Genomic DNA, 25700 nt, shown 5'->3' on the forward strand with positions numbered 1-25700 from the left:
GCTTTCTCTCCGGCCTGACGGGCGATTATTGCGCCGCCAGGGCCGCTTCGAGTGCCGGCAGGAAGCGCTGTTCGTAGTCGGAACCCACGAGCGGGCCGACGAATTTGAAGACCACCACCCCGTCACCGTCGAGGATGAAGGTCTCGGGCGGACCGGTCACGCCCCAGTCGATCGCGGTGCGCCCCGCCGGGTCGAAAGCCACCGCAAGGAACGGGCTGCTTTCCTCTTCGAGGTATTTGAGTGCCTGCTTTTCCTGATCCTTGAAGTTCACGCCGACGATCCGCACCCCCTGCGCCTGCATCTCCAGCAGACGCGGATGTTCGGCCCGGCACGGAGGACACCAGCTGGCCCAGAAGTTGACGAGTGTGACCTCACCGGCCGCCAGCATCTCCGGCGTCACCGCGTCGTACCCCGGCAGCGCCTCCGCGGTCATGGCCGGGTGCGGCTTGCCGGTGAATTTCGATTCCAGCTCGTTTGCCCCCTCGCGCCAGAGGCCGAAGAAGAACATCGTCCCGAGCGCCAGAAAGATCACCGGCGGCAGCAGCATCAGTGGCGATATGCCCTTGCGTTCGCTCACTTCTTCAACCTTTCCTCGATCTGGTGCAGCTCCGCCTTGACCCGCCGCGCACGCAGGATGGAGATCGCGACCAGCGCCACGATCAGCAGGATCGACACCGCGTAGGACGACAGCACCGCCTGGGCGTATTTCCCGAGATCCGGCATCAGACCACCCTCTCCCGCGCGAGCAGCGCCCGTGCCCGGCGGGCCCGGATTTCCGTCTGGGTGCGCAGGAAGACCAGCGCGATGAACAGGAGTACGAACCCGCCGATGCAGACCAGCAGCGGGAAGTAGAAGACGTCCGCGACGTTCTCTTCCTTGTCGAGCGACAGGGAGGCCCCCTGGTGCAGGCCCTGGTTCCAGAAGTTCACGGCGTAGCGGGACAGCAGCGCGAAGACCGATCCGACGAGGCAGAGGATCGAGGTCAAATCCGCCGCCGTGTCATCGTTTTCGATCGCCGACCAGAGCGCCATGTAGCCAAGGTAGAACAGGAAGAGGATCAGGAAGGACGTCAGCCGCGGGTCCCAGGCCCACCAGGTGCCCCACATCGGTTGGCCCCAGATCGCGCCGGTCGCCAGAGCGATCACCGTCATGGTCGCGCCCACGGGGGCTGCGGCGCGCGCGGCCAGGGCGCTGACGTGGTGGCGGCGCACGATCCAGATCAGCGAGGCGACCAGCATCATCATCCAGGCGTTGATCGCCATCAGCGCCGAGGGCACATGCAGGTAGATGATCTTCACCGTGCTGCCCTGCCGGTAATCCTCCGGCGTGAAGAAGAACCCCCAGACGAGGCCCACGATCAGGCAGACCACTGCGCCCGCGCTGAGCCAGGGCAGCAGGCGGTCCGTGGTCCGGATGAACCTGACCGGATTGGCGTATTCCCAGATCGACATGACGCGTGGCTACCTCCGTTTCAGGCGCTTTACACATCAAATATGCGTGGGGCGCAATACGTGGGGGTCAGAGCGCGACAGGCTGCCGCTTGCGCCCCCAGGTGCCGGGCGGGCCGCTGATGCGCCCCGGCAGCGCCGTGCCGCAGGTCAGGCAATGGCCCTTCTCGTCGAGGTGCCAGTCGCCGAGCGCGTACCAGTCGCGCCCGATCACCTTCGTACGGCAGCCGGAACAGTATGTGGATTGCCCGGCTTCATGGTGGACGTTGCCGACATAGACGTGATTCAGCCCCGCCCCCCGCGCGATGTCCCGCGCCCTGAGCAGCGCCGCGAGGGAGGTCTTCGGTGTCTCCATCATGCGGAATTGCGGGTGGAACGCCGTGAAATGCAGCGGAACGTCGGGCCCACAGTTGCACCGCACCCAGGACGCCAGCGCGCGCAGCTCCGCCGCACTGTCGTTCTCGCCGGGGATCACCAGCGTCGTCAGCTCCACCCAGCAGGCCGCGTCATGCACGGCGAAGGTGATGCTGTCGAGCACCGGGGCGAGCCGCGAGCCGGTGAGCTTCTGGTAGAACCGATCCGTGAACCCCTTGAGGTCGATGTTCACCGCATCCATCGCGCCGAAGAACTCGGCCCGCGCCCGGGGGGTCAGGTATCCGGCGGTCACACCGACGGTCTTCATCCCCCGCGCCCGCACCGCCGCCGCCACATCCACGGCATATTCGATGAAGATCACCGGATCGTTGTAGGTAAAGGCCACGGACGTGCAGCCAAGCGCCTCCGCCTTTTCCGCAATGCGCTCCGGCGTCGCCTCCACCGCGATCCGGTCCATGTCACGTGATTTCGAGATGTCGTGGTTCTGGCAGAACTTGCAGGCAAGATTGCATCCGGCGGTACCGAAACTCAGCACCGGTGTCCCCGGGTAGAAATGGTTCAGCGGTTTCTTCTCGATCGGATCGACACAGAAGCCCGAGGACCGGCCCCAGGTGTCGAGCACAAGGGCGTCGCCCTCGCGCTTGCGGACAAAGCACATCCCGCGTTGCCCCTCGCGCAGCGCGCACAGGCGCGGGCAGAGCGTACAGAGGATTCGGCCGTCGCCCGATCCTTCCCAATAGCGGGCCGGGTGTGTCATGGCGCGATCATGCACCATTTTCCTTGCGGATGCGTTACCGAAGGTTGATCCGGAGCACCGCCGCGGAGGCGAACGGCAGCAGGGCCATGGCTCCGAAACTGATACCCGCCAGCATCAGAAGCGACGTCTGCACCGCCAGCCCCTCGGCCCCGCGCCGCGCCACCTCCGCGCCGAAAATGAGCGTGGGCACGTAGAGCGGCAGGACAAGCAGCGACAGCAGCAGCCCGCCGCGTTTCAGCCCGACGGTGAGCGCTGCACCAAAGGTGCCAATGACGCTCAGCGCGGGTGTGCCAAGCGCCAGGCTGACGACGACCCAGAGGTAGCCCCCCGGCGGCAGGCTCAGCAGCACGCCGAGCGCCGGGGCGGCCAGCACCAGCGGCAAGCCCGTGGTGATCCAATGCGCCAGCGCCTTGACGCTGACGATGCCTTCCATCGGCAGCGGCGCCGTGGCCAGCAGGTCGAGCGAGCCATCCTCCCAGTCGAGCGCAAAAATCCGGTCCAGCGACAAAAGGCAGGCCAGGAGCGCCCCGATCCACAGCACCCCAGGCGCGATCCGGGCCAGAAGCCCGGTCTCCGGCCCGACCCCGAACGGCACCAGCACCGTGACGATCAGGAAAAACGCCAGCCCAAGGCCGAAGCCGCCGCCAGCCCGCACCGCCAGCCGCAGGTCCCGGATCAGGAGCGCGATCACAGGAAGGCCTCGTCGGCGGTGGAGACCCTTGGCACGGCCTTGAACGGCGTCACGTCAAGGACATCCGCATCCGCCAGCCCGAGGTCGATATGCGTCGCCATCAGAGCACTGCCGCCACCGGCCAGATGCCCGCGCACAGCTTCCGCAAACAGCTGCACCGAAGCCGCATCCAAAGAGACCGTCGGCTCATCCAGCACCCAGACCGGCCGTCCGGTGACCATCAGCCGGGCCAGCCCAAGCCGCCGCTTCTGCCCGGCGGAAAGCGTCCCCGCCAGCCGCCCCTGCAAACCCTCGAGGTTGAAACCCGCCAGAGCCGCCGAAATGTCGGATGTGCCAAAGGCCTGAGCCCAGAACCGCAGGTTCTCCGCAACGCTCAGCATGGACTTCAGCCCATCCGCATGGGCGGCATAGGCGATCCGGTCTCCGGCGCCCTCCACGGTGCCAGAAAACGCAGGCTGCAGCCCTGCCACCGTCCTGAGCAACGTCGTCTTGCCCGACCCGTTCGGCCCGCGCAGCACCAGCGCCCGCCCCGGGACCAGCGCAAAGCCAAGGCCTTCCAGAACCGGCACGCCGCCCCGGGCCACCGCAAGATCGGTCACAGTCAAATTCATGCCGGAGGCTTACCCCGTGCCGCGACGGCGGAAAAGCGGCAAAACCGCACGTCTTCCAATTGCCTCAAATATCCCCGCCGGAGGCAGACCCGGCGAAGCCGGGCGAGACGGGACGGTGGGCGGGGCGATGTCCGAAGGACGAGCGCCGTCCCCGTCACACTGGCAATGCCGCCAATGCGACGCGTCGCCCCTCGCTCAGAAGGATGTTGTAGGTCCGGCAGGCAGAGGGAGAGTTCATCACTTCGACCCCCAGCCCCGCCGCCTCCAGTTCGGTCCGCAACTCCGCAGGCAGGTGAAAGATCTCGGCGCCCGTGCCGACGAACAGCACGTCCACCCGCCCCGCCAGGTCGAGCAGCGCAGCCGTATCGGACAGCCCGTCCCAAGCCATCGCGCCGCCCCCGGCCATCAGCATCGGGCCGGAATGCACCTGACCCTGCACCCGGAAATACCCGGGACCATAGCCATCCACCGGCACCGCATCGGTAAAGGGTATCTCGTTGATCCGCATGGAGGCCCTTCTAACCCCAGAGCGGCAGGCCCGACAAGGCCGACAATCCGATCAGCGTATAGGCAACCGCCCGATAGGGTTTTTCCAGCGCTGGTCTGAACATCCACCCACCGAGCCAGTTTCCCGCCATGCAGGGTAGCGCGATACCGAGGCCGATCAGCGTCGCCCCGCTTTCCCAGCGCCCGAACAACCCCATGCCGAGAATGATCATCACGTCGAAGGCAAACAGGAAATACAGCGTCGTCGCCCGGATCACTGCCGCTTCCAGCGGGCGGGCCATGTAGAACAGGATCACCGGCGGCCCCGGCAACCCGGCGACACCGCCGAGGAACCCCGCCGCACCGCCGATCCCCAGCACCATGCGCCGCGTCACCGCTCCGGGATAGCGCAGGCCGCCGGCCAGCACCGCCAGCATCCCCAGCGCAAGAACGCTCACCGCGTAGCGGAACACCTCCGGCGCCACCAGCGTCAACACGCCAAGCCCCACCGGCAGCATGACCGCTGTGCCCAGCAGCAACCGCCAGAGGTCGCCCTGTTCCACTTTCGGCCAGGCCTTTCGCAAAATCGGCAAGGGGCCGATCAGGTCCATGAAGGTCAGGGCGAGGATCGACTGGAACGGCGTCAGGACCTGCGCCGCGAAGGGCAGAAAGACAAGGGCTGTCCCGAAGCCTGCAAAGCCCCGGACCAGCCCGCCCAGAAACGCCGCGAAGACGATCCAGCCGAGGCCCTCGGTAGCGAGGACCCCGGCGATGATGTCAGGCATCCACGTCGCCGAATTGGGTGCCCGTGGTTCCGCTCGGCTTGGACCAGTCGCGCTTGGTTCCGAGCAGCAGGACCACGTTCTTCGCCACGTAGACCGACGAATAGGTGCCGACCACGACGCCGAGGGTCATGGCAAAGACGAAGCCCCGGATCACGTCCCCGCCCAGCACCAGCAGCGCGATCAGTGCAATCAGCGTGGTGCCGGAGGTCATCACCGTGCGGCTCAGCGTCTCGTTCACCGAAAGGTTGCACAGGTCCCGCAGCGGCGTGGACTTGAACTTGATCAGGTTCTCGCGGAGCCGGTCGAAGACCACCACGGTATCGTTGATCGAATAGCCGAGAATGGTCAGCAGTGCCGCGATGATCGACAGGTCGAACTTGATCTGGAACAGCGCAAAAATGCCGATGGTGATGGCGATGTCGTGGATCAGCGCCACGACGGCCCCGAGCGCAAACTGCCATTCGAACCGCAGCCAGATGTAGACCACGATGGCGAGGCTCGCCGCGCCGATCGCCATGACGGCGGACCAGATCAACTCGCCGGACACCTTGGGACCGACGGATTCGACGGAGGTGAAGGCGATGCTCGGGTCAGCGGTCTGCAGCGCCGTCTCGATGGAGCGGATCACTTCCGGTGTGATCGCCTCCTCGCCGTCCTGTGCCTCGACGCGGATCATCGCGACGTTCTTGTCCGGCCCGAAGGTCGGATCGAAGACCTCTGTTATCAGCATGTCGCCGAGCCCCAGAGGCTGGATCGCCTGACGGTACGCGCCCACGTCAACCGGCTGCGGGCTCTCGGTGCGGATCGTGGTGCCACCCCGGAAGTCGATGCCGAAGTTCAGCCCCATGAAGATCGTCAGCAGGATCGAGGCGACAACGACCGCGATGGAGCCGCCGAAGGTCACCGACTGCCAGCGGAAAAAGTCGATTTCCGTGTGGTCGGGGACGAGTTTCAGTCTGAATGCCATGGTCTTCCCCTCAGATCTCGATGCTGCGCGGACGCTTGCGCTCGAACCACATCACGATGAACAGCCGCGTCACGTAGATCGCGGTGAACACCGAAGTGACGATGCCGATCATCAGCACGACCGCAAAGCCGCGCACCGGGCCGGAACCCAGCATGAACAGGATCGCCGCCCCGAAGAAGGTGGTGATGTTGGCGTCGACAATCGCCGACATGGCGCGGTCGTAGCCCAGTTCGATTGCCCTCGCCGGGCCCTTGGCGGTGCGCGCTTCCTCGCGGATGCGTTCGAAGACCAGCACGTTGGCGTCGACCGCCATGCCGATGGTCAGCACGATGCCCGCGATGCCCGGCAACGTCAGCGTCGCACCGATCAGCGAGAGGATCGCGATGATGAGCAGCATGTTGAAGGTCAGCGCGACCGATGCCACGAAACCGAAGAAGCCGTAACTGGCGATGACGAAGAGCACCACCGCGACCATGGCGACCGTGGCCGCCACCTTGCCCGCGTCGATGCTGTCCTGCCCCAGTTCCGGCCCGATGGTCCGTTCTTCCAGGAAATTCATCCCCGCCGGCAACGCCCCGGCCCGCAGCAGAACCGCGAGGTTGGTGCTTTCCTCGATGGTGAAATTGCCTGTGATGATGCCGGACCCGCCCGCGATATGGCTCTGGATGACCGGCGCGGAGATGACCTCGCCGTCGAGCACGATGGCGAAGGGCGAGCCGATGTTGTCGGCGGTGTAGTCGCCGAACTTGCGCGCGCCTGCCGGGTTGAAGCGGAAGTTGACCGCCGGGCGGCCGTTCTGGTCGAAGGACGGCTGCGCGTCCACCAGTTCCTCGCCGGTCACCACCGGCGCCTGTTCGAGGATCGCGTAGGTCCCCTCGCGGTCCAGGTACGGCAGGATCTCGTTGCCGACACCCGGCGCGGTGTCCGGGTTGTCGGTGCTGCCGACGACCGGCTGGAAGGTCAGCTGGGCCGTGGTGCCGATGATGTCCTTGAGCTCCTGCGCGGAGCCGATGCCCGGCACCTGGATCAGGATGCGGTCCTCGCCCTGGCGCTGGATCGTCGGCTCGCGGGTGCCGACTTCGTCGATACGGCGACGAATGATTTCAAGGCTTTGCTGCATGGTCCGCTCGTCGGTGGCCAGTTGCTCGGCCTCCGAAAGCGTCACCACGATCTGATCGCCCTCGGCACGCACCTGGATGTCGGTGGAGCCCGCGCCGGTCAGCGAGACCACCGGCTGGGCCAGCCCGCGCACCAGTTCCAGCGCCCGCGGCATGCCCGCGGGTTCGGAGATGCGCACGCGCAGCTCGCCCGGCTCGGAAGGCAGCAGGCGGATGGTGCCGACGGTCTCGCGTTCCGGGCGCAGCACGTCGCGCACGTCGGGCCAGAGCGCCTCCATCCGGGCGGCGTAGACGTCGGCCACCTTGACCTCGGCGAGCAGATGCGCACCGCCGCGCAGATCGAGACCGAGGTTGACGAGACCCGACGGCAGGAAATCCGGCCACTGCGCCGCAAGCCCCTGATTTTCCTCGGTGTCCGCGCCCTTCTCGATGGCCGCCACAGCATCGTTATGCTGTTCGACCCGGGTGTAGAAGGCGTTGGGTAGCGACAGCACGATACCGAGCGCAAGCACCGCCCAGATCAGCACGCGCTTCCATGTTTCGATCTGCAACATCAGGGATCAGCTCTCTGCCGGTTCGGTCTTAGAGAGCACCTGCGCAATCGTCGCGCGGACCACGCGGACCTTCACGCCTTCGGCAATTTCCACTTCGATTTCATTGCCTTCCTTGACCTTCGACACCTTGCCGATGAGGCCGCCCTGGGTCACCACCTGGTCGCCCCGGCGCAGCGCCTCGACCATCTTCTGGTGTTCCTTCATCTTCTTCTGCTGCGGCCGGATCAGCAGGAAATACATGATCGCAAAGATCAAAATCAGCGGAAGAAACTGGCCAAGCTGTGCGGGGTCCATCGGGATGCTCCTGTCATTCTCATGGCGGGGCACCCGCCGGATTTTTGATTGCGCGGAACCTATGCGCGGCGGGGGCGGGATGCAAGGCGACGGTCCTGCGTCACTGTCAACAAAAGCAGCGTCCGGTGGCGTTAACGCACAGTCCCGCCCCCCGGATCAGCCCCGCAAGGGGTGTGAAGCCCGAAGTTCGGTACAAAAAGGGCCGATTTTCGTGCAGATTACCCCCCGCCGGGAGGGCTCCGGCGGGGGCGATTTTGGCGTTTGGTACGATTCGGGCCGAGTTTCGTACAGATTTGCCCTGGCGCAGGCTCCGGCCCCGAAAATTCCGGTTAATTTCGGTTTATTTTGGTTAACGAGGCGAAGACAGGCAATCAGAACGGGCTGAAATTTTCGAGAAGCATCTTTCCCGTCGGTTGTGTCACACTTTTTGCCACCACCTTTAACCAGAGATTTTCCAAAAGGGAGCCATTGCATGATTGACGATATTCTCGACACCGACATGAAACCTCTTGGCAAGGAAGCCTGGGGGCGCGTCTTGTCTCCTGTGAACAAGGCAGACCTGTTCAAAGACTCCGGGGCACCTGCCCGGCACGTGCGGGGCATCCACCCGCCCGCCGGGATTGACCACATGCGGCTGAAGACAACGGATGTATTCCGGATACCCGGCATGGGAGAATTCGACGTCGACTTTTCCGGGTTCTTCAAAGTCATCCGTAGCGATCCAAGCACAGAAGACTGGAAGACCGCGACCGTTTACGTCAACTTTCTGGAACTCAAACTTTTCGGAGAACATGACCAGCTCGGGGAGATTTCCGTTGATCTCAATCCCAATGTCGTCAGCGCCGGAAACACCTTTCCCGGAAGGCGCGAAACGGTTGCTTGCCGGATCAACGTCGCGGCCCGCTTCCACGTCGAGCGTCTCGGGAAGACGTTCTTCAACAAGACGCCCATCCAGTTGATGAACGAAGACGTGCAGGGCATACCCACCATCGGCGAAGGCGGCCAGGCGCATGTCGCGTCCCTCCCGCTTTACGATTGGGAGCGTCCCAACGGTGAGTTGTTTGGCTATGTCGAAGAGCTGAATTATCAGGTACTGGATTACGCCCGGGAATTGGAAGTCGAAACCATGCGTGAGGCAACGAAGATGAGTGAATTCAAAGCACTCTCTGCCGAACGCGGGCTTCGGATGTAGACCGCGGGATAACCCGAAACCGGCTGCGGCAGCGGTCCGGACGATCGCGGCACGGCGGAGCGCCCGCAGATGGGACCGATCGCCGTTGGCCGTCTGGTCGCCGCCCTTTCGGAACTGTCCGGTTTCAAATCCGCGACTGGCAGGCCTCCATCGGCTTCGATCCGGACAATCCCTCCTCTGAAACCGACCCAACCCCTTGACCCGCCACCCCTTTCCGGGGTTTCCTGACCCACGGGGGACGAGCCGGCGAAGGGGATGACCGGCATGAGAGCAGTTTTAGTCTTGCTGGGCCTTCTCGCCCTGCCCGCCCATGCGCAGAGCGTCGGGCGGATCACCTCGGCCAGTCAGCCCGACGGCGGCCATTGCTCCGGCACGCTCATCTCCCCCGACCTCGTGCTAACCGCCGCGCATTGTGTGGCGAAAGCCGAGGGGGCCGGAATCCGGGTGCTGGAGGGGCAGGTCTTTGTCCTGCCGGAGGTGGGCGTTTCGGCCATCGGGCGTGTCGTGCTGCATCCGGGCATTCGCCCCCTCGGCACGCGGCTGAGCCCCGGGCAGGACATGGCGCTGGCGATGCTGGACAGCCCTCTGGACGCCGCGCCTGTGGCGCTGGCGGAGGCCGGACCGGGCGGGCCGCTGAGTTTCGTCAGTTACCGGCGCGAGGCCCCGGAGGCGCAGGTGCGGCAGGATTTCTGTTACGGCTCGGAGGCGCTGCCGTTCTGGCGGCTGGGCTGCCGGGTCACATCGGGGCAATCGGGCGGCGCGGTGCTGAGCGGCGAGGCGCTGGTCGCGGTGATCGTGGCGCGGCAGGGCGGGCTGGCGCTGGCGCTGCCGGTGGACGACTGGGTGATGGCGGCGCCGGAGGCGGTTGGCGCGGCCGAGGTGGAGAAGCCGTAAGAGCCGGTCTACACTCCTTTACCAAGATCGGGCATAAGGCCTCCGACTCAGGTCTTTCTCAACCGTGTTATCAGGAGGATACGATGCACGACATCCGCACCATCCGCGACAATCCCGCCGCTTTCGACGCGGCGATGGCCCGCCGTGGGATGGAGGCGCAGTCGCCGTCTATTCTCGCACTGGACGAGGCCCGCCGCGCCGCGATCCAGACCGCCGAGACCGCGCAGGCGGAGCAGAACCGCGCCGCGAAGGATGTCGGCAAGGCGAAGGCCAGCGGCGACGAGGCGGAGTTCGAGCGGCTGCGCGGCATCGTGGCTGCGAAGAAGGCCGAAGTTGCGGAGATGCAGGCGAAGGCGAAGGCGCTGGATGCCGAGCTGACGAACGTGCTGATGACGCTGCCGAACGTGATGCATCGCGATGTGCCGGATGGCGCGGATGAGACCGGCAACGTGGAGATCCGCCGGTGGGGCGAGCCGCGCAGCTTCGATTTCGCGCCGCGCGAGCATTACCAGCTGGCGGCGGTGCAGGACGGGCTCGATTTCGAGACGGCGGCGAAGCTGTCCGGCTCGCGTTTCGTCGTGCTGGGCGGCGGCGTGGCGCGGCTGCACCGGGCGCTGGCGCAGTTCATGCTCGACACGCATGTGGGCGAGCACGGGCTGCGGGAGACCTGGACACCGGTGCTGGTCAAGGAAGAGATGATGCTCGGCACGGGCCAGTTGCCGAAGTTCGGCGAGGATTCCTATCAGACCACCAATGGCTGGTGGCTGGTGCCGACGGCGGAGGTGACGCTGACGAACATCGTGCATGGCGAGACGGTGGAGGAGGTCAGCCTGCCCCGCCGCTATGTCGCGCACACCCAGTGTTTCCGCTCGGAGGCGGGCAGCGCGGGCAAGGACACCGCCGGGATGCTGCGCCAGCACCAGTTCGAGAAGGTCGAGATGGTCTCGGTTGTGCATCCGGACTGTTCGATGGAAGAGCATGACCGGATGACCGGCTGCGCCGAGGCCATCCTGCAGAAGCTGGGGCTGCCGTACCGGACGGTGGTGCTGTGCTCGGGCGACATCGGCTTTGGCGCGGTGAAGACCCATGACATCGAGGTCTGGCTGCCGGGGCAGAACACCTATCGCGAGATCTCCTCGGTCTCGACCTGCGGCGATTTCCAGGCGCGGCGGATGAACGCGCGGTTCAAGCCGGTGGATGGTGGCAAACCGCAGTTTGTCCACACGCTGAACGGCTCCGGCCTTGCGGTCGGGCGCTGCCTGATCGCGGTGCTGGAGAACGGCCAGAACGCCGATGGCTCGGTCACCCTGCCCGAGGCGCTGCATCCCTGGCTCGGGGGCAAGACCACGCTGACCGCGGAGGGCGTGCTGGCATGACGCGCCTCTGGGCGATCCTGTGCTTCCTGGCAGCGGTGGCCTTTGCCGCCTCGCCGCTGCTCGCGCCCGGCTTCAACGGCTATGAAGCCGGGCAGTTCCCCGTCCTGATCGAGGAGCCGCCGGTGCAGCCGGCGGGCTATGCCTTCTCGATCTGGGGGCTGATCTTTGCCTGGCTGGTGATCGGGACCGGTTTCGGCATGGTCCGGCGCAGCGACGATCCGGACTGGACCCCGGCCCGCCTGCCGCTCTTCGTCAGCCTCGCGGTCGGCATCAACTGGCTGCCCGTGGCCTCCGTCTACCCGGTCGCGGCGACCGTCATGATCTTCGTCATGCTCGCGGGCGCGCTCGTCGCGGTCTTCCGCACCGGAGACACCGACCGCTGGCTGCAGCAGGCGCCGGTGGCGATCTATGCCGGCTGGCTGACGGCGGCGGCCTGCGTCGGGCTCGGCGTGGTGCTTGGCGGCTATGGCTGGTTGCCGCCGACCCCGGCGGCGCTGGTCTCGCTGGCGCTGGCGCTGGTGATCGCGGTGGTGGTGCAGTACCGCCTGCACCGGGCCCCGGAATACGGCATCACGGTGATCTGGGCGCTGGTCGGGGTGATCGTGGCGAACTCCTCGCCGCTCAACGCGGCGGTGGCCGGGCTCGCAGCGCTGGGGATCGTGACGATCCTGGGGCTGCGGGGCACCGACACGGAATAGGGCGCACGCAAAAGGGGACCCTGGTGTGACGCCGTCCCGTCCAGACCGCGCCCGCCCCGCTGCGAATACCAATTGCCAGCCGCTTCCCCTTCGCTCTAGGCTGCCCGCGGCCGATTTCCCCGAAACCCTTTGAAGGTCCCGCCATGTTCCACCGCCCGCTGTCCGCGCTTGTCCTGAGCACCCTGCCCTTCGCCAGCCTCGCCGATGTCACCGGCACCTACTACGTGCAGGGCCGCAATGCCGATGGCTCCGCCTATGATGGTCGGCTGACGCTGATGCAGCAAGGCGATACCGTGGCGGCGGACTGGCTCGTGGGTGGCACCGCCTATTCCGGCTATGGCCCGCTCGAAGGCCGGGTGCTGACGATCAACTGGGCGCCCGGACAGGCGCCTGTGGTCTATGTCACCATGCCGGACGGCACGCTGCACGGCACCTGGGCCGACGGGCTGGCGCTGGAGAAGGCGACGCCGGAGTAAGACCCGGGGCGCGTTCGGCGCCTGCGCTGGCACGCTCTGTCTTAGCGGCAATGGCGTCCGTCCGGGCGCGGATCATGCCTCCGGGCGCCTTGTGAAGACCGCGACCACGCGCCCCGCACCTTCCCCGGCCGCACAGATTTTCAAACGACGCCACGGATTCCGTCTTAACAATTTTCCGAATGCCTGTACCGTTTTTCTTCGCCCACCCGGTGAATTTCGGCGGGAGAGCGCAACGTGCCGGGCGGACACGTCCGGATTCCCGACCTGTCTTGCTTCGGAACATACCATGACCCATTTCACCGGCCTTGCTGCCGCCCTGTTGCTGATGGCCTCTCCGGCCCTGGCGCAGAACCTGATCTCGCAGAACACCTCGATCCATGACCGCCTGTGCATCGGCGCCGATTGTCAGGCGGTCGAGACCTATGCCTCCGATCTGCGCCTGCTTCGCCTGAAGTCGCGGAACGCGGCCATCGAGTACATCGACACGACCACGGACCCGAATTACGTTACCAATCCCTGGATCATCCAGTTCAACGACACCAGTGCGGGCGGTGAGCCCTATATCAAGTTCCGTGACGTGGCCGCATCGACCGAGCCGTTCCGGGTGAACGGCGGAGCGCGGACCTCGGCGCTGCTGGTGGACGACACCGGCGCGATCGGGCTCGGCACCTCGATCCCGACGGCGGAGCTGGACATCCGCGACAGCGCAGTCAATGGCGGCCGGTCCCAGATCAAGATGGAAGCCACCTTCAGCTTCCTCAATGCAACCGAGGTCAAGACCGGTACGCTGGAATTCTCCACGGGGTTCGGGCTCAGCAATTTCTACCTGCATCGCAACACCGGCACCTTTCCGGTCCGCTTCTCGGTCGACGCGCCGGACAACGCGTTCAACCTCATCTCGACCGGGGGCCTCGGCCTTGGCGGCAATCCGGATGTGCCGCTGCACGTCAAGCGCGAGGACGGCACCGCTGCCCTCCGGGTCGAGAACACCGCCGCCAGCCCCGCCGCCGCCCGCGAGATGTTCCGGATGGTGAACAACGGCGGCTCCTACTTCACCCTCGCCAACACCGCATCCGGCAAGGACTGGTTCTTCGTGCACGAGAACGCCGCGGCGGGGCGGTTTTTCATCAACCATTCCGATGGCGGGCGGCAGATGGCGCTGGATGCGGCCGGGAACATGACCATCGAAGGGCAACTGATGACCGCCGGAAGCTGTTCGGCGGGTTGTGACCGAGTGTTCGATGAGGATTACCCGCTGCCGAGCATCCCCGAGCAAGCGGCATTGATGAAAGCGAACAAGCATTTGCCCAACGTCGGACCGACACCCGAGAACGGCCCCTTCAACCTCACCGCCATGACCGGCGGGATGCTGAACGAGCTGGAAAAGGCGCATCTCTATATCGCCGAGTTGCACGAGGAAAACGCCGCGCAGGCGCAAGCGCTGGCGGCGCTGACCGAGCGGATGGCCCGGATGGAGGCGCTGCTCGCGGCGTCGGCGCAGTAGGAAAATCAGGCGCTTGACAGGTCTTGCCCGTCACAGAACAGTGGCGACATGCCGCCGGGCGGGGTCGGGCGGCAGGCATTGTTTCAAGGCTCACCGGCCCGCGCGGACCCGCCCCGCGCCCGCCCCACGAGTTGCATTGCCATGCTCATCTCTGCCCTGCGCCTGTCCCTTCTCCTGCTCCCGGTCGCCGCCCCCGCCTTCGCTCAGGTTCTCCTGAACGGCAACCACAGCATCAACGGCTCTCTCTGCGTGGGGTTGAGCTGTACCGGCGTCGAGAATTTCACCGGCAGTCTCGACCTCAAGGTCAAGGATCAGGACGTCCGGATGCTGTTCGAAGACAGCTCCATTTCGGCAAACATCCCGACACGGGACTGGGCCATAGACATCAATGACAACGCCTCCTTCGGCAGCGATTACTTTGCCATCCGCGATGCGGACAGCGGACTGCGCCCCTTCTTCGTCATGGGCGGCGCGCCGCAGAACAGCCTCGTGATCGGCGCCACCGGCAACATCGGCCTCGGGACCTTCCTGCCCGAGAAGGACCTGCACATCGCGAGGCCCCTCGTCTCGGCGGTCCGGCTGGAGGTGACCAACTCAGCCCGGAAATGGGATGTCGCGGCGGACTCGGTTGGCCTGTACTTCTTCAGCTCCGCGTCCGGCAGCGGTACCATTCCCGTCGACATCCGCAACGGAGCGCCGGACACGTCCCTCACGATTGTCGCCTCCGGGAACATCGGCATGGGCACGGACACCCCCTCCGCGCCGCTGCATGTCCGGCGTGCGGACGGCACCGCTTCCCTCCGGGTCGAGAACACCGCCGCCAGCCCCGCCGCCGCCCGCGAGATGTTCCGGATGGTGAACAACGGCGGCTCCTACTTCACTCTCGCCAACACCGCATCCGGCAAGGACTGGTTCTTCGTCCACGAGAACGCCGCGGCGGGGCGGTTCTTTATCAACCATTCCGATGGCGGGCGGCAGATGGCGCTGGATGCGGCGGGGAACATGACTCTGATGGGTGAGCTCTTCACCGCCGGGAGTTGTTCGGCGGGTTGCGACCGGGTGTTCGATGCGGATTATCCGCTGCCCAGCATCCCAGAACAGGCGGCGCTGATGAAGACGCTGAAGCATCTGCCCAACGTCGGACCGACACCCGAGAACGGCCCGTTCAACCTGACGAAAATGACCGGCGGGATGCTCAATGAATTGGAGAAGGCGCATCTCTACATTGCCGAACTGGAAGAGCGTGACCGGCTGCGTGCCGAGAGCCTGACCCGGCTCGAAGCGGAGATGGCAACGATGCGCGAGACTGTTGCCGCGATGCAGGTCCTTCTCGCGGCACCAGCCGACCGATAAAGGCTTTCCAGCTATAGGAGGATCACCCATGCTCCGCCGCGCTCTGCGCATCAAAGACATGGGTGATGCACTTGGTCCAATGCAAACCGCAAAGGCCATGGAACATTGCAGCCCGCCTTGACGGCGGGCATGCGTTTCCAGGTTTCATCCGGCGCGGCGGGCTGGCGTTCCTGCAGATCGCGCCGGGAACGGTGGGCGGACCCGCAGGTGATCCCCTGCCCAACGCCCGGTTGCCCGGCATCGGGCGCGCTTGATCGGAACCGGGCGTGGCCATATCGTTTCGCCATTGTGTCAAGCCACTGTTTGTCAATCCATCCTGCCCAAAAGGAATCTCTCCGTGTCCCTGCGCTCCTCCGCCTTCGCCCTTGCGCTGCTTGCGCCTTTGCCGGCTTTCTCTCAAACCACCTTTCTCTCCGGAGACCGCAGCATCGAAGGCAATCTGTGCGTCGGGGAATCCTGCACCAGCACCGAAACCTTCACCGACACCGCGGTGCTGCGGCTCAAGGACAACAACGTGCGCCTGAAGTTCGACGACACCTCGACCGCGGTGGATGTCCCACAGCGCGACTGGTCCATCATTCTCAACGATCCCTCGTCCTCGGGCAGCGAGTATTTCGCGATCCGGGACGAGACGGCGAGCAACACCGTGTTCAAGATCGAAGGCGAGGCCCCGCCTTTCGCTCTTTACGTCGATAACAATGGCTACATCGGTGCGCAGACCCAGTTCCCGCAAAGAAACCTGCATCTGGTTGGCTCGGTGCCGGGGCTCGCCATCGACGATCCCAATGGTGCGCGGCGATGGGACCTCTGGCAAAGCTCCCTCGGCCTCCAGTTCCTGGACTACTCGACGACATATGGTCAGACCGTCACAAGGCCCAAAGTCGTGATTTTCGAAAATGGCGCACCGGAGCATTCCCTGGTTCTGGAGAGCGGCACCGGCAACGCCGGACTCGGCACGAGCAGTCCGGGCGCCGCGCTGCACGTGCGGCGTACCGACGGCACCGCCGCGATCAAGGTGGAGAATACCAGCGCGTCTACCTCCGCCGTGCGCGAAATGTTGAACATGAGCAACAAAGGCGGCTCCTACTTCACCCTCGCCAACACCGACAGCGGTACGACCTGGTACTTCACCCACGAACAGGCCGCGCCCAACCGCTTCATCATCACCGATGGCGTGGCGGACGGGCCGGAGATGACTCTGACGGCGGACGGGGATCTGACCGTGCAGGGACGTTTCATCTCGGGCAGCACCACGCTGAACGTGCCCGATTACGTGTTCGGCCCGGAGTACGCCCTGCGCCCGCTGACCGAGGTCAGGGACTTCATCGCCGAGAACCGTCACCTGCCGGACATCCCCTCGGCGGCCGAGATCGCGGACACGGGCCTCGACATGACCGACATGCAGATGCGGCTCTTGCGGAAGGTGGAGGAGCTGACGCTCTACACGTTGGATCTCGAAGCGACGAACCGGGCGCTGGAGGCCCGTCTGGCCCGATTGGAGGCGGCGCAGGCGGCGCGGTGAGAGGCCGGGCGGAAACGGCTTGGTGAACGGGGCGGGCCGCGTTAACCTTTTCGGATTGATTCAAGCTCCCTTTCGATGAGGAACTCCATGACCCGTCCCTTCCGCGCCCTTGCCGTACTCGCGCTATGCGCTCTGCCGCCTGCTGTTGGCGCTCAGACCGTGTTGACCGGCGATCACAGCGTCTCTGGCACCCTGTGCGTCGGCGGCGGCTGCGGCGACGCCGAGAGCTACCCCGAAGGCCCGTTGAAGCTGAAAGCGAACAATACGCGCATTCTCTTTGAAGACAACTCCACCACCAGCGGCTTCCCGGCCAACGACTGGCTGCTCGAGGCCAATGGCGAGAGTCCCTCCTCCGGCGACTATTTCGCCATCATCGACCAGGACACCGGCAACAATATCCTCCAACTCGAAGCGGGCGCTCCGGCCAACAGCCTGTTTGTCACGGATAGCGGCTATGTCGGTCTGAACACGACCATCCCGAGGGGGGCGCTGCACCTCGTGGACTCGAGCCACACGCCGGAATTCTATCTTGAGGATGCACGGACAGGTAATGAGAGTCTGTGGAAGGTTGCGGCCAACGACGTAGGCTTTTACGTGCGCGAAGTGCCGAGCCCCGATATTGTCCGTATCCCCTTCGAGATCAAGGGAGGCGCCCCCGACAATGCGTTTGCCGTGTCCGAGACCGGCGCGGTGGGATTGGGTATCGACGAAAGCCTCGCCGCCTCCCTGCACATCCTGCGCAGGGACGGCACCGCGAGTGTGCTTGTCCAGAACACGTCCGAAAGCCCCGCCGCCGCCCGCGAGATGTTCCGGATGGAGAACAACGGCGGCTCCTACTTCACCCTCGCCAACACCGCATCCGGCAAGGACTGGTTCTTCGTCCACGAGAACGCCGCGGCGGGGCGGTTCTTCATCAACCACTCGGGCGGCGGGCGACAGATGGCGCTGGATGCGGCCGGGAACATGACCATCGAAGGCGAGTTGTTCACCGCCGGGAGCTGTTCGGCGGGCTGTGACCGGGTGTTCGACGCGGATTACCCGCTGCCCAGCCTGCCCGAACAGATGGCCGCGATCCGCGAGGCGGGGCACTTGCCCAACGTCGGCCCGACCGACGAGGACGGTCCGTTCAACCTCACCGCCATGACCGGCGGCATTCTGAACGAGTTGGAGAAGGCCTATCTCTACATCGACCAGTTGCAGACCGCTCACGATGCCCAGGCCGCGACTGTGCGGGCGCAGACAGCGGCGCTCGCGGCGCAATCGTCCGAGATCGCCGCACTGAGACAGGACCTGGCGGCGCTGCGCGACCTCGTTCAGGCCCGGTCCGCTGCCTCGGACCAGTGACGGCAGCGATCGGGCGAAGGCGGCGCAGGTAGAACCGGGGTCTTGACGGAACCGCGTGACCGGAAAAGACTGCGCCGTCTTTCCCGAGACCATTTTGCACACAGCACCTATTGAACCCGTTCCCTGTCCGGAGCTTCCCATGACCCGATCCGCGCCCCGCGCCTTCTCCGTTCCGATGGCCTTCCTCGTCATGTCTTTCTCTACTGCGGCCCATGCCCAGACCACCGTGCTCGCCGGCGATCACAGCGTCGATGGCGCGCTCTGCGTCGGCTTTCACTGCACCTCGTCCGAAACCTTCCCCGGAGACGCCGATCTGAAGATCAAGGAGTCCGATCCGCGCCTGCTGTTCGAGGACACCTCCACGATCACCGGCGTCGCGACGACCGACTGGGAACTTCGGGCCAACGATCCAGGCACCGGGCCGGAGTATTTCGCCATCCGCAACGCCGACGCGGACCGGACGATCCTGCGGCTCGACCGCGATGCGCCCGCAAATTCGCTCTACGTCGCGTCGGATGGCCGTGTCGGTTTCGGGACCACGCTGCCGGGAGGGAAAGTCTCCGTAGAAGCCAACGATGGCTATGCGCTGCGCCTGAACCGGTCGAACACCGATGTCAGCAGCACGTTCTACAACCTCCTGATCTACCAGGACGGAACCCTCGCCATCAGCCAGCGAGTGGACGGTGTCGCCAACTTCATGATCCACAAGGACGCGATGACGGGCGGCGTCGACATATCCCAACTGGGTGTGACCGTGAACGCCTACAGCACGGCGGCAGACTTCACGGTCAAGAGCTTCTCCGATCCCTATGCGCTCTATGTCAACGGACAGTTCGGGTATGTGGGCCTCGGGACATTCTTTCCGGACTCGCAGTTGCACGTCCAGCGCACCGACGGCAATGCCAGGATCAAGGTCGAGAACACCACCGCCAGTCCCACCGGCGTGCGCGAGATGTTCAACATGACCAACAAGGGCGGCAGCTACTTCACCCTCGCCAACACCCAGAGCGGCACGACCTGGTATTTCACCCATGAGCAAGCCGCGCCCAACCGCTTCATCATCACCGATGGCGTGGCCGACGGGCCGGAGATGACGCTGACGGCGGAGGGGAACCTGACCATCCAGGGGCAACTCTTCACTGCCGGAAGCTGCGCGGCCGGCTGTGACCGGGTGTTCGACGCGGATTACCCTTTGCCGACCATTGCCGAGCAGGCGGCGCAGATAAGGGCGCTGAAACACCTGCCGAGTGTCGGGCCGACTCCGGAGGACGGTCCGTTCAACCTGACCGCCATGACCGGCGGGATGCTGAACGAGCTGGAAAAGGCGCATCTGTATATTGCCGAGCTGGAAGAGCGCGATACTGCGCGGGCGCAGGATGTGGCCAGCCTTCGCCGGCAGAACGCCGCGATGGAGGCCCGTCTCGCCCGGCTTGAAGCGGCGCTGGAGGCGCTCTTGCCGGAGAAGTGAGGCGAGGCGGCGGGCCTGCCTTTTGGATAACAATGCGGTGTCATCCGCTCGGCCGTCGCCGTCCGGCGGTCCAATTTCAGGAAAAGGATGAGTTTCAATGATCTTCAATCGAATGACAGACCGGAGCGGCATGCTCGGGGTTGGTTTGGCAGCGGGACTGATGCTGCTGGCGGCGCAAGCGGCGGCGCAGGTGACGCAACTGTCGTCCACCGACTCCTACATCAACGACGAGCTCTGCGTCGGGACCGGATGCAATGGCACCGAGGCCTATGACGACGACACGCTCACGCTGAAGTCGACCTTTCTCAAGGTGCTCTTCGACGACACTTCGGCATCGACGGCCGCGGATCGGGACTGGTCGATCCAGACCAACCTGACCTCTTCCGAAGAGTTCGTGATCGAGGATGAGACAACGGGCGCCAAACCGTTCCAGATCGCCGGTGGCGCACCGGAGTCGGCGGTTTACGTGGGCAGCAACGGGTACGTCGGGATCGGCACGACCATCCCGCAAGGCGAACTGCATATCGTTGATCCGGTAAGCAGAACCGTCAGTCTGGTCTTGCAGGCGGACGTTCCGAGTGTTTCCAAGATGCTGATGAGCTACACGGGGTCGGCGTTGCTTTTCTCGGATTTTGACCTGGGAAACGCCGTGCTCAGAATGTCCATGTCTGCACCGAGCAATGCCATGACCATTGGGAGCAACGGCAATATCGGGTTCGGTACCTCCTTGCCATTTTATGCCATGCACCTGTTGCGCACGGACGGGACTGCGACGATCAGGGTCGAGAACACCGCCGCCAGCGGGCAGGCCGCGCGGGAGATGTTCAGGATGGACAATTATGGCGGGAGTTACTTCACGCTGGCCAATTCTCAAAGCAACAAGGACTGGTATTTCGTCCACGAGAACGCGGCGGCGGGGCGTTTCTTCATCAACCATTCGGACGGCGGGCGGCAGATGGCGCTGGACCCGGCGGGGAACATGACCATCGAAGGCCAGCTCTTCACCGCCGGAAGCTGTTCGGCGGGCTGCGACCGGGTGTTCGACGCGGATTACCCGCTGCCGAGCATCGCGGAACAGGCGGCGTCGATGAAGGCGAACAAGCATCTGCCGAACGTCGGGCCGACGCCAGAGGATGGCCCGTTCAACCTCACCGCCATGACCGGCGGGATGCTCAATGAACTGGAGAAGGCACATCTGTATATCGGACAGCTGCACGAGGAAAACGCCGCGCAGGCGGCGGAGATCGCGGCCCTGCGTGCGGAACTGGCCGAGCTCCCCGGGATCGTCGCGCGGCTGGAGGCGCTGGAGGGCCGCTGAGCCGGCTTCCCGGACAGGGACGGGGACAACCGCCGTCGACCGGCCTTGCCGAAAACCCGGCCGTTCGTACACTGGTCAACAGGATCACCTCGCCAGGACCCGGCGCAACCCGTCTCCATTGGAGGATACCATGACCAGACCCTTCGCCCTTCTCACCCTGCTCCTGCTCGGCCCCGCCTCCGGCGCCTACGCGCAGGTGCTAGAAGCCAGCTCCGACGCCACCATCCGCAACCGGCTCTGCCTCGGCGGCTCATGCGCCGACGACCCTTCGCCGAATTTCGTGGCCGATGTCGACGGCACCGGACTCGAACTGCGCGATTTTCGCGGCCGGATCGACTATATCGACGCGTCGACCAGCAGCTTTCCTAACACGAACTGGGGAATCGAGTTCAATGAACCCAGTCTCAGCATCGCCGGCGGCGGCCTCGAGTATTTCGCCATCTCGGACGAAAGCGCCGGGACGGTGCCGTTCCTGATCCGGGGCGGCGCGCCGACCAATGCCTTCTACCTGGCCGCCAACGGCGATCTGGGCCTGGGCACCTCCTTGCCGCAGAAGAACTTGCACATCGTCGAAGCCGGGGAGGCAGCCATCCGGTTTCAGGACACCGGCGGCGTGCCCTATACTTGGGATCTGCGCGGCAACGAGGGGGGGTTCTACATCTATGACGTGACGCAGAGCACCATCCCCTTCGAGGTCCGCGGGAACGTGCCAACCCGCTCTTTCGTGCTTGAAGAAAACACCGGAAACCTGGGTCTCGGCCTGCCCTCGCCCGTCGCGCCGCTGCACATCCAGCGCGATGACGGCAGCGCATCGGTGGTCGTGGAAAACACCGCCGCCAGCCCCGCCGCCCCGCGCGAGATGTTCAAGATGTCGAACAACGGCGGCTCCTACTTCACCCTCGCCAACACGGCGAGCGGCAAGGACTGGTACTTCGTCCACGAGAACGCCGCGGCGGGGCGGTTCTTCGTCAACCATTCCAGTGGCGGGCGGCAGATGGCGCTGGACCCGGCGGGGAACATGACCATCGAAGGCCAGCTCTTCACCGCCGGAAGCTGTTCGGCGGGCTGTGACCGGGTGTTCGACGCGGACTACCCGCTGCCGACGATTGCTGAGCAGGCGGCGATGATACGGGAGATGAAACATCTACCGAACGTCGGACCGACCCCGGAGGATGGGCCGTTCAACCTGACCGCCATGACCGGCGGGATGCTCAATGAACTGGAAAAGGCGCATCTTTATATCGAGCAGTTGCACGGCGCGTTGCAGGCGCAAGGCGAAGACCTGGCTGAACAGAAGCGTCTGAACGCGGCGCTCCTGGAGCGCATCAACCGGATCGAGGCGGCGCTGAGTCTGCAATAGCCCGAAGCGGTCGTGCGCGGCGGGTCGGGGCGGCTGGCCATCCGTGGACCCGCCGACACTGTCCGGGAGATGGACCGCTTGACCATTTCCGGCTACGCTTTGCGCGCTTCATCCAGATTTTTTCAGTCCAGACGAGAGACATGCCATGCAATTTCCGACAGCCTCCGCCACAGCCCTGACCTGCCTTTTCACCGGCCTCCTGTCTCCGGCACTGGCGCAGGATATCAGCGGCGCCAACCTGACCCTGACGGGCAAGATCACGCAGAACGGGACGAGCACGAATTACTTCGAAGGCAGCTATTCGTCCTTCAATGGCTCCATGTGCGTGGGCAACAGCTGCCTTACAACCGAGGCCAACGGACTCGGCAACCCGGCCATCAAGCTGAAGTGGTCCGAGCCGCAGATCATCATGGACGATACCAGCAGCGCCACCTTCAACGACCGCGACTGGCGGATCGGGCCGGCGCGCAGCGGCTCGGCGCGCGTCTTCATGATCATGGACGAAGGCACCGATTGGGAAAACTCCGACGAAGTCATCCCGTTCAGCATCGTCGGCGGAGCGCCGGCGAATTCCTTCTGGCTCGACAGCCAGGGCAGGCTTGGCCTAGGCACCTCCATTCCGCAGAACCGGATACACATGGTCGCCGCCGACAGCCCCGGTATCCTGTTCGACCAGGTCGGCTCCAACGGGAACCAGCGCTGGACGCTGTCCGGAAACGAAGAGGCCTTCTATCTCGGCAATGCGGATACGCTGGATTACCCCCTGATCGTCGATGTCGCCGCGCCCGATGGAGCACTGCTCGTCGACGGCAGCGGCAACATCGGCGCGGGTGTCAGCGTCCCCCTCGCCCCCTTGCACGTCAGCCGCACGAATGGCACCGCTCGTGTTCTCGTGGAAAACACTGCCGCAAGCCCCGCTGCCCCGCGCGAGATGTTCAAGATGTCGAACAACGGCGGCAGCTATTTCACCCTCGCACTTCGTCCACGAGAACGCCGCGGCGGGGCGGTTCTTCGTCAACCATTCCAGTGGCGGGCGGCAGATGGCGCTGGACCCGGCGGGGAACATGACCATCGAAGGCCAGCTCTTCACCGCCGGAAGCTGCTCGGCGGGCTGTGACCGGGTGTTCGACGAGGACTACCCGCTGCCGAGCATTGCGGAACAGGCGGCGCTGATGAAGACGCTCAAGCACCTGCCGAATGTCGGTCCGACGCCGGAGGATGGGCCGTTCAACCTGACCGCCATGACCGGCGGGATGCTCAATGAACTGGAGAAGGCGCACCTTTATATCGGTCAGCTGCATGAGGAAAACGCTGCGCAGGCGCAGGCGCTGGCCAGTTTGAGCGCCGAAGCGCGGGACGCGAAGACCGAGAACGCCGCCCTCGCCGCCCGGCTGGCGAAGCTCGAAGCGCTGGTCGAGAGCCTCACGCAGTAAAACAAAACGCCCGGCGGTCTCCCGCCGGGCGTTTTACATCGCATCATGCTTCCGAACTCAGGCGGCGTCGAACTGTTCCATGACGGCGTCGGAGGCCTCGAAGTTGGTCGTCACGCGCTGCACGTCGTCGTCGTCTTCCAGCGCGTCCACCAGCTTCATCAGCCCTTGCAGACCTTCGAGGTCGAGTTCCGTCGTGGTGGTCGGCTTCCAGATCAGCTTGGTGCTCTCGCTTTCGCCAAGGGCCGCCTCCAGCGCCGAGGAGACCTCGCCGAGGTCGGTATCGGCGCAGTAGACCACGTGGCCCTCTTCGGACGATTCCACATCCTCCGCCCCGGCCTCGATCGCCGCCATCATGACGGTGTCGGCATCGCCCACGGAAGCCGGATAGATGATCTCGCCCTTGCGCTCGAACATGAAGCCGACGGAGCCGGTCTCGCCGAGGTTACCGCCGTTCTTGGTGAAGGTGGAGCGCACGTTGGACGCGGTGCGGTTGCGGTTGTCGGTCATCGCCTCGACGATCACCGCGACGCCGTTCGGGCCATAGCCCTCGTAGCGGATTTCCTCGTAATCCTCGCCCTCACCGCCGACGGCCTTCTTGATGGCGCGTTCGATGTTGTCCTTCGGCATGGACTGGCCGCGTGCTTCCTTCACCGCGAGGCGCAGGCGCGGGTTCTTGTCCGGATCGGGATCGCCCATCTTCGCAGCGATGGTGATCTCCTTGGAAAGCTTGGAGAACAGCTTGGCCCGCAGTTTGTCCTGACGGCCCTTGCGGTGCTGGATGTTTGCCCATTTACTGTGGCCGGCCATGGTGAATGCCTCTTCTCGGGTGGTCTCGGTGTGGAAAAATCTGCGTCTCTATAGGTCATGCGGGGGGCGTTTGCCAAGGGTGGGCTTGGCTTTCGTCGCGCGCATGCCTAAGCCTTGGCCATGGCCCGTTTCCTCCTCCTCCAGCTGCGTCCCGAACCCGAGGCCAGCGATGATGAATACCGCGCGATCCTTGCCAAGGGCGGGCTGCGCGAGGCCGAGGTGCATCGTCTCCGGCTCGATTGCGAGGACCTGCCAGACGGGCTCTCGCCGCTGGATTACGCGGGGGTGATCGTCGGTGGCGGTCCAGGCTGTGTGTCCGACGCGCCGCGGGACAAGACGCCGGTTGAGGCAAGGATCGAGGCGGCGTGCCTGTCGCTGATGCCCGCGATCACGGCGCATGACGTTCCGTTCATGGGCTGTTGCTACGGCATCGGCATTCTGGGCCACCACCTCGGGGCGGAGGTGTCCAAGGCCCGGTTCGGCGAGCCGGTCGGCCCATCGACCTGCGTCAAGACGGAGGCCGGTTTGGCCGATCTGCTGCTGGCGGGCCTTCCGGAGCGCTTCGACGCCTTCGTCGGCCACAAGGAGGCGCTGCAAGTCCTGCCGGAAGGCGCGGTGCACCTGCTGTCGTCGGAGGCCTGCCCGTTCCAGATGATCCGCCACGGCGAGAACGTCTATGCCACGCAGTTCCATCCGGAAGCGGACGCGGCGGGGTTCGAAACGCGCATCCGGATCTACAAGGACAAAGGCTATTTTCCGCCGGAAACCGCAGACGACCTGATCGCCATGTGCCGCGCCGCGGATGTGACCTGGCCCGCGCGGATCCTCGAAGGCTTCGTTCAGCGGTATCGGTGAGGACAGGCCCGGAA

At 65.0% G+C, this 25700-nt stretch carries 27 protein-coding genes; 15 read left to right on the forward strand and 12 right to left on the reverse strand.

Annotated features, from left to right (window positions below; translation table 11 throughout):
- Positions 1–25: 25 nt before the first annotated feature.
- The 11 genes from ACP159_RS07640 to yajC all read right to left on the reverse strand — a co-directional run bounded on the left by ACP159_RS07640 (position 26) and on the right by yajC (position 8086).
- Complete coding sequence (locus ACP159_RS07640) at positions 26–547, reverse strand: DsbE family thiol:disulfide interchange protein (protein ID WP_425099362.1); 522 nt, start codon at positions 545–547, stop codon at positions 26–28.
- Between the two features lie 26 nt (positions 548–573).
- Positions 574–726: a heme exporter protein CcmD gene (gene ccmD / locus ACP159_RS07645; RefSeq protein ID WP_425099363.1), complete on the reverse strand. Its 153-nt coding sequence runs from the start codon at positions 724–726 to the stop codon at positions 574–576.
- Positions 723–1451 (reverse strand): heme ABC transporter permease, encoded by a 729-nt coding sequence (locus ACP159_RS07650; RefSeq protein ID WP_425099074.1) that lies wholly within the window; start codon positions 1449–1451, stop codon positions 723–725. Before ACP159_RS07650 ends, ccmD begins: the two co-directional genes overlap by 4 nt.
- Positions 1452–1518: 67 nt before the next feature.
- The gene (gene amrS / locus ACP159_RS07655; protein WP_425099075.1) at positions 1519–2580 is read right to left on the reverse strand and encodes an AmmeMemoRadiSam system radical SAM enzyme; all 1062 of its coding nucleotides are present in this window, start codon (positions 2578–2580) and stop codon (positions 1519–1521) included.
- Between the two features lie 34 nt (positions 2581–2614).
- Positions 2615–3271: a heme exporter protein CcmB gene (gene ccmB / locus ACP159_RS07660; protein ID WP_425099076.1), complete on the reverse strand. Its 657-nt coding sequence runs from the start codon at positions 3269–3271 to the stop codon at positions 2615–2617.
- Entirely contained in the window at positions 3268–3882 is a 615-nt protein-coding gene (gene ccmA, locus ACP159_RS07665) for a heme ABC exporter ATP-binding protein CcmA (protein ID WP_425099077.1), read from the reverse strand. The genes ccmB and ccmA overlap by 4 nt, the downstream gene beginning before the upstream one ends.
- Positions 3883–4036: 154 nt before the next feature.
- Complete coding sequence (locus ACP159_RS07670) at positions 4037–4390, reverse strand: Mth938-like domain-containing protein (RefSeq protein ID WP_425099078.1); 354 nt, start codon at positions 4388–4390, stop codon at positions 4037–4039.
- A gap of 10 nt (positions 4391–4400) precedes the next feature.
- On the reverse strand, positions 4401–5153 hold the full coding sequence (locus ACP159_RS07675) for a TSUP family transporter (RefSeq protein ID WP_425099079.1): 753 nt from the start codon (positions 5151–5153) through the stop codon (positions 4401–4403).
- The gene (secF, locus tag ACP159_RS07680; protein ID WP_425099080.1) at positions 5146–6120 is read right to left on the reverse strand and encodes a protein translocase subunit SecF; all 975 of its coding nucleotides are present in this window, start codon (positions 6118–6120) and stop codon (positions 5146–5148) included. Before secF ends, ACP159_RS07675 begins: the two co-directional genes overlap by 8 nt.
- A gap of 10 nt (positions 6121–6130) precedes the next feature.
- Positions 6131–7792: a protein translocase subunit SecD gene (gene secD, locus ACP159_RS07685; RefSeq protein WP_425099081.1), complete on the reverse strand. Its 1662-nt coding sequence runs from the start codon at positions 7790–7792 to the stop codon at positions 6131–6133.
- A gap of 6 nt (positions 7793–7798) precedes the next feature.
- The gene (gene yajC, locus ACP159_RS07690) at positions 7799–8086 is read right to left on the reverse strand and encodes a preprotein translocase subunit YajC (RefSeq protein WP_425099082.1); all 288 of its coding nucleotides are present in this window, start codon (positions 8084–8086) and stop codon (positions 7799–7801) included.
- Positions 8087–8558: 472 nt separating this feature from the next.
- Here yajC and ACP159_RS07695 point away from each other — a divergent pair, with 472 nt between their 5' ends.
- The 14 genes from ACP159_RS07695 to ACP159_RS07760 all read left to right on the forward strand — a co-directional run bounded on the left by ACP159_RS07695 (position 8559) and on the right by ACP159_RS07760 (position 24024).
- Positions 8559–9278 carry a DUF6073 family protein gene (locus ACP159_RS07695; protein WP_425099083.1) on the forward strand — a complete coding sequence of 240 codons (720 nt, stop codon included), beginning with the start codon at positions 8559–8561 and terminating at the stop codon, positions 9276–9278.
- A gap of 264 nt (positions 9279–9542) precedes the next feature.
- Complete coding sequence (locus ACP159_RS07700; protein WP_425099084.1) at positions 9543–10172, forward strand: trypsin-like serine peptidase; 630 nt, start codon at positions 9543–9545, stop codon at positions 10170–10172.
- 83 nt (positions 10173–10255) lie between these two features.
- Positions 10256–11548: a serine--tRNA ligase gene (gene serS, locus ACP159_RS07705; protein WP_425099085.1), complete on the forward strand. Its 1293-nt coding sequence runs from the start codon at positions 10256–10258 to the stop codon at positions 11546–11548.
- Positions 11545–12246: a hypothetical protein gene (locus ACP159_RS07710; protein WP_425099086.1), complete on the forward strand. Its 702-nt coding sequence runs from the start codon at positions 11545–11547 to the stop codon at positions 12244–12246. The genes serS and ACP159_RS07710 overlap by 4 nt, the downstream gene beginning before the upstream one ends.
- 143 nt (positions 12247–12389) lie before the next feature.
- A complete protein-coding gene (locus ACP159_RS07715) occupies positions 12390–12722 on the forward strand; it encodes a hypothetical protein (protein ID WP_425099087.1) in 333 nt (110 codons plus the stop codon).
- Positions 12723–13008: 286 nt separating this feature from the next.
- A complete protein-coding gene (locus tag ACP159_RS07720) occupies positions 13009–14226 on the forward strand; it encodes a hypothetical protein (RefSeq protein ID WP_425099088.1) in 1218 nt (405 codons plus the stop codon).
- A gap of 141 nt (positions 14227–14367) precedes the next feature.
- Positions 14368–15579, forward strand: a complete 1212-nt coding sequence (locus ACP159_RS07725; protein WP_425099089.1) for a hypothetical protein — start codon at positions 14368–14370, stop codon at positions 15577–15579.
- Between the two features lie 337 nt (positions 15580–15916).
- Positions 15917–17101: a hypothetical protein gene (locus ACP159_RS07730; RefSeq protein WP_425099090.1), complete on the forward strand. Its 1185-nt coding sequence runs from the start codon at positions 15917–15919 to the stop codon at positions 17099–17101.
- 87 nt (positions 17102–17188) lie between these two features.
- Positions 17189–18445, forward strand: a complete 1257-nt coding sequence (locus tag ACP159_RS07735; protein WP_425099091.1) for a hypothetical protein — start codon at positions 17189–17191, stop codon at positions 18443–18445.
- 139 nt (positions 18446–18584) lie between these two features.
- The gene (locus ACP159_RS07740; RefSeq protein ID WP_425099092.1) at positions 18585–19913 is read left to right on the forward strand and encodes a hypothetical protein; all 1329 of its coding nucleotides are present in this window, start codon (positions 18585–18587) and stop codon (positions 19911–19913) included.
- A 112-nt stretch (positions 19914–20025) separates the two neighbouring features.
- Entirely contained in the window at positions 20026–21231 is a 1206-nt protein-coding gene (locus tag ACP159_RS07745; protein ID WP_425099093.1) for a hypothetical protein, read from the forward strand.
- Positions 21232–21361: 130 nt separating this feature from the next.
- Positions 21362–22591 (forward strand): hypothetical protein, encoded by a 1230-nt coding sequence (locus tag ACP159_RS07750; RefSeq protein ID WP_425099094.1) that lies wholly within the window; start codon positions 21362–21364, stop codon positions 22589–22591.
- A gap of 145 nt (positions 22592–22736) precedes the next feature.
- Positions 22737–23708 (forward strand): hypothetical protein, encoded by a 972-nt coding sequence (locus ACP159_RS07755; protein ID WP_425099095.1) that lies wholly within the window; start codon positions 22737–22739, stop codon positions 23706–23708.
- Positions 23656–24024 (forward strand): hypothetical protein, encoded by a 369-nt coding sequence (locus ACP159_RS07760; RefSeq protein WP_425099096.1) that lies wholly within the window; start codon positions 23656–23658, stop codon positions 24022–24024. Before ACP159_RS07755 ends, ACP159_RS07760 begins: the two co-directional genes overlap by 53 nt.
- Positions 24025–24081: 57 nt before the next feature.
- Here ACP159_RS07760 and ACP159_RS07765 read toward each other — a convergent pair whose 3' ends face one another.
- Positions 24082–24831: a YebC/PmpR family DNA-binding transcriptional regulator gene (locus tag ACP159_RS07765; protein WP_425099097.1), complete on the reverse strand. Its 750-nt coding sequence runs from the start codon at positions 24829–24831 to the stop codon at positions 24082–24084.
- Positions 24832–24951: 120 nt separating this feature from the next.
- On the opposite strand from ACP159_RS07765, the gene ACP159_RS07770 reads away from it, so the two are divergent.
- Positions 24952–25686, forward strand: a complete 735-nt coding sequence (locus ACP159_RS07770; protein WP_425099098.1) for a glutamine amidotransferase — start codon at positions 24952–24954, stop codon at positions 25684–25686.
- The last annotated feature ends 14 nt before the right edge of the window (positions 25687–25700 follow it).

It is taken from the genome of Tropicibacter sp. S64, from assembly GCF_049803835.1.
Lineage (GTDB): Bacteria > Pseudomonadota > Alphaproteobacteria > Rhodobacterales > Rhodobacteraceae > Pacificoceanicola.

Excerpts from the sequence above, each read along its gene's own strand:
- ACP159_RS07640 (WP_425099362.1), bottom strand. The coding sequence starts at position 547 with ATGCTGCTGCCGCCGGTGATCTTTCTGGCGCTCGGGACGATGTTCTTC.
- ACP159_RS07650 (WP_425099074.1), bottom strand. The coding sequence starts at position 1,451 with ATGTCGATCTGGGAATACGCCAATCCGGTCAGGTTCATCCGGACCACG.
- amrS (WP_425099075.1), bottom strand. The coding sequence starts at position 2,580 with ATGACACACCCGGCCCGCTATTGGGAAGGATCGGGCGACGGCCGAATC.
- ccmA (WP_425099077.1), bottom strand. The coding sequence starts at position 3,882 with ATGAATTTGACTGTGACCGATCTTGCGGTGGCCCGGGGCGGCGTGCCG.
- ACP159_RS07670 (WP_425099078.1), bottom strand. The coding sequence starts at position 4,390 with ATGCGGATCAACGAGATACCCTTTACCGATGCGGTGCCGGTGGATGGC.
- ACP159_RS07675 (WP_425099079.1), bottom strand. The coding sequence starts at position 5,153 with ATGCCTGACATCATCGCCGGGGTCCTCGCTACCGAGGGCCTCGGCTGG.
- secF (WP_425099080.1), bottom strand. The coding sequence starts at position 6,120 with ATGGCATTCAGACTGAAACTCGTCCCCGACCACACGGAAATCGACTTT.
- secD (WP_425099081.1), bottom strand. The coding sequence starts at position 7,792 with ATGTTGCAGATCGAAACATGGAAGCGCGTGCTGATCTGGGCGGTGCTT.
- yajC (WP_425099082.1), bottom strand. The coding sequence starts at position 8,086 with ATGGACCCCGCACAGCTTGGCCAGTTTCTTCCGCTGATTTTGATCTTT.
- ACP159_RS07695 (WP_425099083.1), top strand. The coding sequence starts at position 8,559 with ATGATTGACGATATTCTCGACACCGACATGAAACCTCTTGGCAAGGAA.
- ACP159_RS07700 (WP_425099084.1), top strand. The coding sequence starts at position 9,543 with ATGAGAGCAGTTTTAGTCTTGCTGGGCCTTCTCGCCCTGCCCGCCCAT.
- serS (WP_425099085.1), top strand. The coding sequence starts at position 10,256 with ATGCACGACATCCGCACCATCCGCGACAATCCCGCCGCTTTCGACGCG.
- ACP159_RS07710 (WP_425099086.1), top strand. The coding sequence starts at position 11,545 with ATGACGCGCCTCTGGGCGATCCTGTGCTTCCTGGCAGCGGTGGCCTTT.
- ACP159_RS07715 (WP_425099087.1), top strand. The coding sequence starts at position 12,390 with ATGTTCCACCGCCCGCTGTCCGCGCTTGTCCTGAGCACCCTGCCCTTC.
- ACP159_RS07720 (WP_425099088.1), top strand. The coding sequence starts at position 13,009 with ATGACCCATTTCACCGGCCTTGCTGCCGCCCTGTTGCTGATGGCCTCT.
- ACP159_RS07725 (WP_425099089.1), top strand. The coding sequence starts at position 14,368 with ATGCTCATCTCTGCCCTGCGCCTGTCCCTTCTCCTGCTCCCGGTCGCC.
- ACP159_RS07735 (WP_425099091.1), top strand. The coding sequence starts at position 17,189 with ATGACCCGTCCCTTCCGCGCCCTTGCCGTACTCGCGCTATGCGCTCTG.
- ACP159_RS07740 (WP_425099092.1), top strand. The coding sequence starts at position 18,585 with ATGACCCGATCCGCGCCCCGCGCCTTCTCCGTTCCGATGGCCTTCCTC.
- ACP159_RS07745 (WP_425099093.1), top strand. The coding sequence starts at position 20,026 with ATGACAGACCGGAGCGGCATGCTCGGGGTTGGTTTGGCAGCGGGACTG.
- ACP159_RS07750 (WP_425099094.1), top strand. The coding sequence starts at position 21,362 with ATGACCAGACCCTTCGCCCTTCTCACCCTGCTCCTGCTCGGCCCCGCC.
- ACP159_RS07755 (WP_425099095.1), top strand. The coding sequence starts at position 22,737 with ATGCAATTTCCGACAGCCTCCGCCACAGCCCTGACCTGCCTTTTCACC.
- ACP159_RS07760 (WP_425099096.1), top strand. The coding sequence starts at position 23,656 with ATGACCATCGAAGGCCAGCTCTTCACCGCCGGAAGCTGCTCGGCGGGC.
- ACP159_RS07765 (WP_425099097.1), bottom strand. The coding sequence starts at position 24,831 with ATGGCCGGCCACAGTAAATGGGCAAACATCCAGCACCGCAAGGGCCGT.
- ACP159_RS07770 (WP_425099098.1), top strand. The coding sequence starts at position 24,952 with ATGGCCCGTTTCCTCCTCCTCCAGCTGCGTCCCGAACCCGAGGCCAGC.